This is a genomic window from Streptococcus cristatus, from assembly GCF_003944225.1.
Taxonomy (GTDB): Bacteria; Bacillota; Bacilli; order Lactobacillales; family Streptococcaceae; genus Streptococcus; species Streptococcus cristatus_K.
The window spans coordinates 1-9,794 of sequence record NZ_RJPN01000018.1 but is presented as its reverse complement, the minus strand read 5'-3'; the positions used below and the strand labels follow the sequence as shown (position 1 = coordinate 9,794).

Below are 9,794 nucleotides of genomic sequence, written 5' to 3'. Positions count from 1 at the left end.
TAATCCTGTCAATGCTAACAGAAGGCCGAGAAGGAAGGCTGAATCTGTTGCTGTGCCTGTACTTGGTAAGGTTGCTGACTTAGTGGCTGAACCTTTAGTAGAATCATCTGCTTTAGCTCCTTGCACTTGCTCCTGCATCTGCGGGGTTGCAGTTGACTTGTAAACAACCGCATAAACACCTAGCTGATCTGTCATGTACTCGATATAATGACCTTTTTGCTGGAAGGATACCGCATCAAGCTGATTAGCTACTGTCATAAAGAAGACATTTTCAACATCTTTGTTAGATGCAACTGGAAGGCTGACAAAGACCTTGCCCTTAGGCTGAACAGCTTTGCCAAATTGGTCTTCTAGTCTAATGTCGTAAGCATCATAGAGCTTACCTTCTAGGCTTTGAGCTGCTACTTTCTTAACCTTCAAGGCCACAACTTGATCAAGCGTAGACTTCATGCCAATCACTTGAACCTTGGTAGCTTCATCCGTCAAGATACGCAAGTTATTTTCTGGCTTAGATGGTTTAGATGGCTCTACAGGCTTCTCTGGTGTAGTTGGTTTGTTTAGTTTCTCTTCCTTGCTTCCAACTTCCACAATCTTATCAACTGGGGCTTTAGAAACGAAGCTGTCGCGAGTCAATCGACCGGTTTCTTGACCATTCTCAATCGCCACTTCTACAAGCGTTGTCTTTTCACCGTCCTTGCCTTCTTGGACAACTTTTCGTGTGCCCTTAGGCAATTGAGCACTTTCACGCTCAACGGTGTTAAACGGTAGAGCCTCTGTCACAATATCTAAGCGTGGCTGTTCGACAACAAGATTCTTAAGACCTTGATCTGGTGTAACTTGCTCAACTGGCTTGCCAACTTCCACAATCTTATCAACTGCGTCTTTGGAAACGAAGCTATCGCGAGTCACTCGACCAGTTTCTTGGCCATTTTCGATGGTCACTTCGACAAGCGTGGTCTTCTCGCCGTTCTTGCCTTCTTGGACAACTTTTCGGGTGCCCTTCGGCAATTGAGCATTTTCACGTTCGACGGTATTAAACGGTAGAGCCTCTGTCACAATATCTAAGCGCGGCTGTTCGACAACAAGATTCTTAACGCCTTCAGCTGGAGTGATTTGCTCAACTGGCTTGCCAACTTCCACAATCTTATCAACTGCGTCTTTGGAAACGAAGCTATCGCGAGTCACACGACCGCTTTCCTTGCCATTCTCAATCGTCACTTCGACAAGCGTGGTCTTCTCGCCGGCCTTGCCTTCTTGGACAACTTTTCGGATGCCCTTAGGCAATTGAGCACTTTCATGTTCGACGGTGTTAAACGGTAGAACTTCAGTTACCACATCCAAGCGTGGCTGCTCTACAACCAGATTCTTAACGCCTTCTGCTGGTGTAACCTGCTCAACTGGCTTGCCAACTTCCACAATCTGATCCACTGGGGCTTTGGAAACGAAGCTGTCACGAGTCACACGACCGCTTTCCTTGCCATTCTCAATCGTCACTTCCACAAGTGTGGTCTTCTCGCCGGCCTTGCCTTCTTGGACAACTTTTCGGGTGCCTTTCGGCAATTGTGGATTTTCTCGTTCGATGGTATTAAACGGTAGAGCTTCAGTTACCATATCCAAGCGCGGCTGTTCAACAACAAGATTCTTAACGCCTTCGTCTGGAGTCGTTTTGTGAACTGGAGGTTTTGGTGTATCTGGATTAGGTGTCTCATCTATCTCAGCATGATAGGTAGAGACTTCGTAAAACTCAGGGCGACCACCTTCCCACTTCAACTTAACATCTAATAAGTGGGCGCTATTAGCAAGCTGGAAGGTTTGGAAACTTGTGGTAACCGCACCCAAGTCTTGCCAAGCTGTTTGGCCATCTTTGGAAATGGTTCTTGCCCAAATGTGCGCTGAGCTTCCTGCTGGAATATCTGAAATCAGGCGAACGTGATTTGATTCTGTCTTTTCAGATAGATGGTAAATCAACTCACCGCTGTCTTGGGTTGCCTTGTAACTGCTGAGAATATTTCCATCTGCTATATTATTCTTTTCAGATGACTTGGTCTCTGTACCAGTACCTTCGACAGTTGGATTATTGATTGACTTAGTGTATTCTCCATCATTGATAACTAACTCTGTAAATCCAACAAAGCGATGACGATAAGGAGCTGTGTAGAGCACTCGGAGATATTTCGCCGCAGTTGCTTCTGGCAATTCTCCCTCAATATAGCGATTTCCAGGTCGCTGTGAATCATGTGTCCAGCCATCAGTTAAGGAGTCATCACGTGCTGGATTTTCCTGACCATCTCCCACTGAAACGACATCTTTCCAGGTCTTGCCATCTGCGCTAACTTGAATCTTTCCATCACGAAGATAGTTCTGTGTACCATCTTTAATGTAGGCACGAATCTTCTTGATTTGACGGGTTGCTCCAAGATTGAGCGTCATATGACCATCGGTTTGTGGATAATCAGAAAATTCAACATAATTGTTTAAATCACCATCAAAGAGCTGGTCTAGGTTTTTCGCTTTACGAACATCTCCGCTACCATAGTTGGGATCAATACCCATGCTGGTAGACTCAATCGATGTTGGTTGAATTTCCTTAGTAGTCAAAAGCAAAGAAGTCGTTCCGATTGCCTGTTTCTGACCTGTCTTGTTTTCAAGATGTACATAACGGACGAGCTGGTGGTCTTGTAACTCAGAGGCACTATACCACTCCACTCCATTTGGAGAATAGCGGAGCTGGAGTGCTTGATTAGCATTCTCACCCAGTTTCAAATCCTCAATTTCATGGAGGCGATCTAGTTTCATTCCAAGATATTGACCCGCATCTAAAGTTGTACCGGCTGGAATATGCATCTCGTAGCGACCCAATTTTTCATGGACTTGAGTAGCCTTGAGTTGATCAACATTAGTATCTGTGTATTGGTCTGTTCCAGTCTCTGACTCGACAGATAGGTTGCCAATTCGCCACCAGAAATTCGTCTTTTGCGTATTTCTAACGCGTACATAACGGATATTCTGATTGGTTTCAACTTCTTTGCTTTGCTCACCTGTCAAGTTGGCTACTGTTGTCCAGTTTTGTCCGTCAGTAGAGACTTCGATAACACCAGCTGCTAGCTTATCTGTCACACCTTGTACCAAACGAATCTTCTTGACTGTTTGTTGAGAACCAAGATCCAACTGCACCCAAGCATCTACTGGCGTTGTATCTCTTTCTCCATTTGCCGTTGAAGAACTTGCCAACATTGCTTCTGTGCTATCATTATTGTCTGTCATCTTGGCAGCCGTTGTATTGAGTTTATAGACCAGATTTGGACTGATGGTAATGCTTCCAGCTTTCTTCTTGGCATTTTCAAGAGGACGGTTAACTGCGATTTCACGGACTGCAAACCAAGTATTGTCTCGGTCTTCTGTCGCCACCATCCGAACGCCCTTAGCCTTAATTTCAAGATTATCTAAGGTAATCTCCGACTCATTTCCGACATAGTTACCTTGAGGAAGGGCAGTCCACTCACCTGCTTCATTTAAGTATTCAATCTTGGCCTTGTTAAAGGTGTCTTTCGGATTGCTGACAGCTCCCATAGCAAAGCTCAATTTCTTGATAGAAACAGGCTTATTGAACTGAAGTCCAACATAATCGCCAGCGCTAATTCTAGTTGGATTTTTAAAGATAATCTGAGTCGACAAGTCTCCGTCTAAGACCTGAGCCAAATCTCCTTCACCACCTGTACGGTTAGTAATAAAGGTCGTTACAACTTTATCTGGATTCAGTTCTTTTTCGATTTCCTTAGCTAGATATTCTTTAAGGTTAAGGATAAATGGACGAATATGTTGCACGCCCAGCTCAGCATTTTCATAGTGGTCAACATACCAGAAGGAATGTTTCTTAGATTGCTCATAATCTTTTAAGCCCTTGTAGTAATTATTCCAAAGGCCGTCAGCATTTTTGCTACCAATAAATTCAGTAGCTGTCAAGAGAGCATCCAGAGCATTCATCTGGTCAATGGTATTGTCAAGCCAGTACTTAATCTGCTCACGCATCTGTTCATTTCCTGATGCTTTATAGGTCTCAGCAGCAGCTTTTAGCTTAGCAAATTCTGCCTTCAACTCTTTGCGCTCAGCTGAGACATCTTGACCTGCTTTCAGCTTGTTCATGAAGTTTGTCAGTTTCGGAGCTAGCTCTACAGACTCTTCTAGCTTCACAACACGATTATCCATATGTTGGTTAATCATGTGCTTACCTAGCTCACGGAAGGCTGCAGATTCTTTGGTCTCTGTAAAACGACCTGTTTCTGCAAAGTTGAAAGCTATATCGTTAACAGCTTTGGCTTCCGCCTCATTCTTCCAGATATTCCAGCTGTACTCTGCAGCTGAGAAGAGAGCAATTTTAGATGGTTCTGATTGCTGCATTGGATTGAGCATGACCCCACCGATTAAGCTTGGATCCACACCAGGATGTAGGAATTTCTCACCACCACCCAAGATAAGATGTTGCTTAGAATTATCCGTACACGGCCAGTTAATCCAAAGTTGAACGGGACGATATGGTTGACCAGATGCTTCTATATTTTGTTTAAGTTGAGTCAAGAAGTTTTCAGAGACCTCACCCCAAATCTTGCCTCCTGTCAGAGTCATAATGCTACTTTTCGGAAGATTACGGTTTAGAGAACGCAGTTCGTCTTCTCGACCATTGCCCCAATACTGACTTGGAACAAAAATCATCTCTTTCTTCAAGCCTGGATAAGTCGCTTGTTTTTCAGTCAACCAATCGGTCATATCTTTCATCAAGCGGTTATAACTTTCATAACCACCATAAGGCTGAGCTGCATCATCTGCAAGAATACCAAACTCACGAACGCCGACGTCCAGCAACTGAGTAAATTTAGCTTTGATTGCATTCAAGTCTTCTTGGTAAACCGTCTCATTTTGGAAGCGAATTCGACTATTCATAAATGGATGAATGGTCCAGACATAGCGAGTCTTAGTTTCATTCCCTACTTTAGCAAGTTGGCGGATTTCTTCTAGTTTTTCTTTTGGATAAAGTTCTCTCCACTTACTGTTGTGATATGGATCATCTTTTGGTGCAAAAATATACTGGGTCAGTTTTAAATCACCGCCATATCGCATCAAGGCCGCCCGATCTTTATTAGACCATGGATTACCATAATAGCCTTCGATAAAGCCACGATTCTTCATATCAGCATAATCTTCAACATTGACCTCACGCAGAACTGGAGCAGAGCTATCATTTAGCATATGCTTGAGTGTTGTTAGTCCATAAAAGACAGCATCTGTATCTTTTCCGACAATGGAAATTTGCTGACCTTTAACAACTAATGAATAAGCATCAATCTTATCAAATAGTCCTTGGTTAACAGACTCTGTTCTCTGAGCTTCTTCCGCTTTTGAGCCAGTCTGGTGAACTCCCAGATAGATATTGGTTGCGTCAGCTTCGGCCGTCTTACCAGTAGTATAGGAGATATTGCTATTTTGCAAAATAGATTTGAGTCGATTACGAGTGTAAATATCAACTTGCTCACCGATTACCAAATGAACTTTTTGATCCAGACGTACTAAGCCATCACCATAAGTAACCTTGTGAGGAGTTGGGAAAATCTTATACTGTTTCTTAAGATATTCTTGGCTTCTCAAAGCTGCTTCTACTACACTTGGATCTGCTGGTTTTTTAGCGATAAAGGTATCTTCTAATTCAACAGTTCCGTCATCTTTCGGAGTTGGAGCTGGAGTTTCAGGTTTTGGATCTGGTTTTGGTGCTGGTGGTGTGGCTGGCTCATCTGATGTAGCTATTGGTTTCAAAAGATTGATTTCAGCTGCACTAGCATATCCTTCTACTCCCTGTAGAATCTTCAACTGGATTGTATCCGTTTCGACAGCTTCAAAGTTTGCAATCTTTTCAGCTACATTATTATCCCAAGTACCTTCAGCTACCTTAACCAATTGATCAGCCTTTTTAGCATAGACTTCATATTTAGTCACAAGACCATTTCCACCGCCTGGACGAGGAAGATAAGTCAAAGCATTGACAGCTGTTGCTTGCTTCAAGGTCATAGTAACCGTATAAGACGGGTCCTTCTTCGTCCAATGTGAATGCCAGAAGGTTGCAGGATTGCCATCAAAGGCTTTAGAAACAGCTCCTTCTGTAGCATTTCCTGGTAGCTGCTCACTACTTGCTTCCACACGGGCAATCTGATCCTGTGCAATCAAACGTGGATTGACAAATGGCTTATCAGACAAGCTGAGATTGTGCAAAGTACCTTCAAAACCTCCGATTTTTTCAAGAGGTAGGACAAGACTTGTGTGAGCCAATCTTGGATGAGCTGGGTTGGCAACACGATTAATCTTTTCACCATTTATATAGAGCTCAGTTGACTGAGGTTTGGTGACAAAGACTAGCTCATAGCGTTTACCTTTTTCCAATGTCTTGTCAAACTGAATATGGTGCTGCTCAAACTTATAGGCTACTTTACCTGACTCATCAGACAAATAGAGCTTGTTCCCCTCACTAGAAGCCAACTCCTGCACACCGTCACCTGTAACCGTCACATCAACTTTTAAGACGTGACTTGGACCGACGTTCCCAATGGCATTTTCAATCTTGCTTTCTTTATTGAAGACTAAACCTTTAGCGTTTTGTGTGATGTTTTCTGCATCGTAACGCTTGATTGTCTTTGGATTGATTTCATAGGTCTCAGTATCATCAATCTTGTACTCTGGATTGCTACCGGGTGCATAAACATAGTCTGCGCGTGGCAAGGTTCTTCCTGCAAAGTTGTTAGCAGCCCGATTTGATCCCCAAGTCTTTTCAGCAGTAACTCTTGTTGCTTCAAAGAAGCGCTTGAAAATATCATAAGAAGTCATGCCTGTTTCATGGAGATCAATATTATCATTCCAAACAGCATGCCCACCACCCAAGATATGAGGGTTTGAAGCTGCTAATTTTGGACCGTTGCCGGCTGTCGTAAAATCATTTGGTGTCCAGCGATTATATTGATACTCATAAGAAGAGTAATCACCGTATGCTCCTTGCTGGTTATTACCATTTGGCACACTGTAAGTCGGAACATCCGTAATATTGATAATTTTAGCACCAGCCTTCAAAGCCGCTTGTGGATGTTGCCAACCTAGACTCCAGATATCCACCTCGACACCCTTCAAATCAACTGGTGTTTGCCCACTCTTACGGCTAAGTGAACCCCAAATTCGTGGCGTATAGCCCTTACCTTTGATATAGGTGACCAAATCATTGACATAACGACGATAGTTTTCATTGTTGCCATAGTACTCATCTGTTCCGATGTGAATCGTCTTAACACCACGAAGCGGTGCATCCTTACCATCCAGCAATTTATCATAAACAGACTTGACAAAGCGCAATGTTTCATCATAATTCTTGTCCAAATCAAGCATCGCAACACGCTCTACATTGTGCTTATTCGGACTCAGCTGTCCTTTATACATCAAGTCTGGACGAACCTTCACAAATGATAAAGCATGCCCCGGTGTATCAATTTCTGGTACTAAGTTGATTCCTAACTCATCAGCCAAAGCGATGAGTCTTTGCATTTCATCCTTAGTATAGTGTTGCTTAGAAGTCAAAGACACACCATTGTCACCGACAATATCTGTCTGTAAACGGAAACCTGTATCTGCATGATTGAGCACATATTCAAGTTCCTGCTCCTTGGTCAGATGTTTACCTGCTAAATGCTCCTTGAGGAAAATATAGTTATCATTCAAATGCAACTGCAAGTCATTCATCTTGTAGTAAGCCATGTTTAGCATAATGTCCACAAGAGTATCATAAGGAATAAACTTACGACCAGTATCTAGCATAAATCCTCGGTGGCTGAAACTTGGAAAATCTCGAATTTCACCATTTTGGATATTTTCTTGCCCCATTTGAAGTAGGGTTCGAGTAGCATAAAAAGCACCTTTATTGGTCTGCGCTTCAATGGTAAAGACATTATCACGAATCGTAATACCATAGCCCTCTTCACCATAGCCCTTGTCCGTTACCTTTTTAAACTCAATACGATGCGCGGATGTACTGTCTCCCTTGGCAAGCTCTAATCCTCGAGAAACCAAGTCATTAGCATAGAAATTAGCTGCCTTGTCAAATCCTGAATCTCCAACAGATAGGACAGTGTCTTCCAAAATAGAAGAACGTCCTTCCTCACCATGCCATTGCTGAACAGTTGGAGCCACTGTTGGCTTGTCTCCAACTCCCTCGTCTGCATAACGACCAGGAACTCTAACTTCAAATTCCTTGGTAATGGTTTGGCCTTCATGCACTTGTTGCAAAGAAACTTTAACTGTCTGCTCTGTTAAAGGCTGGTGGATTTTATTATTCAGATCAATCACACCTGTTTTATTGCTACCAACTAAGCTAACTTTACCTGGTAATTCAGGTAAAACAAGTGAATGTCCATCTTGAGCCAAAGTCAGTGACTCTACTTGGTTAAGATTTGTTACCTTATCTGGTTCTGGAATGTTAGAATAAGCTCGTATTTCCTGAATACCGACATTGCGCCAGTGCATACTACCTTCAGTGTATTTTGTGATTTCCAACTTGAGATATTTGGCTTCAATTGGAGTATCAAGATTAACCCTTTCATCTAAGATAGGTTGACCATCTTTTTCATAGGCCAATTTCCACTTACGTGTCGCTTCCTCTTCATTGATAGCCTCTGCTGTAGCATAATAAAGTTTCCATCCTTGCACATTTGGATCATTAGGCTGTCCCGCTCTCTGCCTACGATCCCAATCAATCTCAATCCGCTTGATTGATGTCACTTTATCTAGTGTCATAGTCAACTGAGGATTTACTACATCCTTGTCTGTCGCCCAACGACTATTGTCGTCTCCATCTACAGCTTTATCGCCAGTATTGGATGTATTCTGCTCATGGTTGGACGCTCTCACCTGTGCATTCAATAAATGATTAACATCAGGAATATTTACCACTTCTTTCACTGGTGTAGTTGGTGCTGAAGGGTTTGGGAGTAGCTACCTCTGATGTTGCTTCAGAAGTATTTCCGCTATTATCAGAACTGCTTCCTCCATTGTCGCCAGAGTCGGCTTTTGCTAATTTATCTGCCAATTCAGCTGGTAAACTGGTTAGACCTTCTACCCGCTCGACCGTACCAGAATCATTTCCTCTGCCACCTGATGACTCGCTAGTAACCGTTGCCGAACTGGATGGTTGCACCACATCAGCTGATGCCAATGGCATACCAAATAACAGGACACCTATCATAACAGAACAAGCACCGATAGCATATTTTCGAATACTAAACTTACATTTCTTTTCCATAAAGGAACCTTCCTATCTGTACGCTTCTCACCAGTAAGCGTTTGCAACTTTATTTAAAAAAATATATTTTATTTGACTTATTTAAATTGAATTTATCGTAAAAACAGACGGAACATAACTTACACTATATCTTTTCTCAAGCCATGTTCCGCCCTTAAATCGCTGGTACATAGACTAATGGCTATGTACCAAACTTTGTGTCGGAAATGTTTTTTTACATATTTTCCTTCTTCTTCATCAGGAATAATCCTGTCAATGCTAACAGAAGGCCGAGAAGGAAGGCTGAATCTGTTGCTGTGCCTGTACTTGGTAAGGTTGCTGACTTAGTGGCTGAACCTTTAGTAGAATCATCTGCTTTAGCTCCTTGCACTTGCTCCTGCATCTGCGGGGTTGCAGTTGACTTGTAAACAACCGCATAAACACCTAGCTGATCTGTCATGTACTCGATATAATGACCTTTTTGCTGGAAGGA

Annotated in this window: 2 protein-coding genes and 1 pseudogene; all 3 read right to left on the bottom strand. The window is 42.7% G+C overall.

Going from position 1 to position 9,794, the window contains the following annotated elements:
- The coding region (locus D8797_RS10490) for a G5 domain-containing protein (protein WP_376739413.1) at positions 1-1,335 on the bottom strand (1,335 nt) is incomplete at its 3' end.
- A gap of 39 nt (positions 1,336-1,374) precedes the next feature.
- Positions 1,375-9,322, bottom strand: a pseudogene (locus tag D8797_RS09980) (beta-N-acetylglucosaminidase domain-containing protein); the annotation flags it as partial.
- A gap of 214 nt (positions 9,323-9,536) precedes the next feature.
- Positions 9,537-9,794: LPXTG cell wall anchor domain-containing protein (locus tag D8797_RS09975; RefSeq protein WP_125380521.1), on the bottom strand; the 258-nt coding region annotated here is incomplete at its 5' end.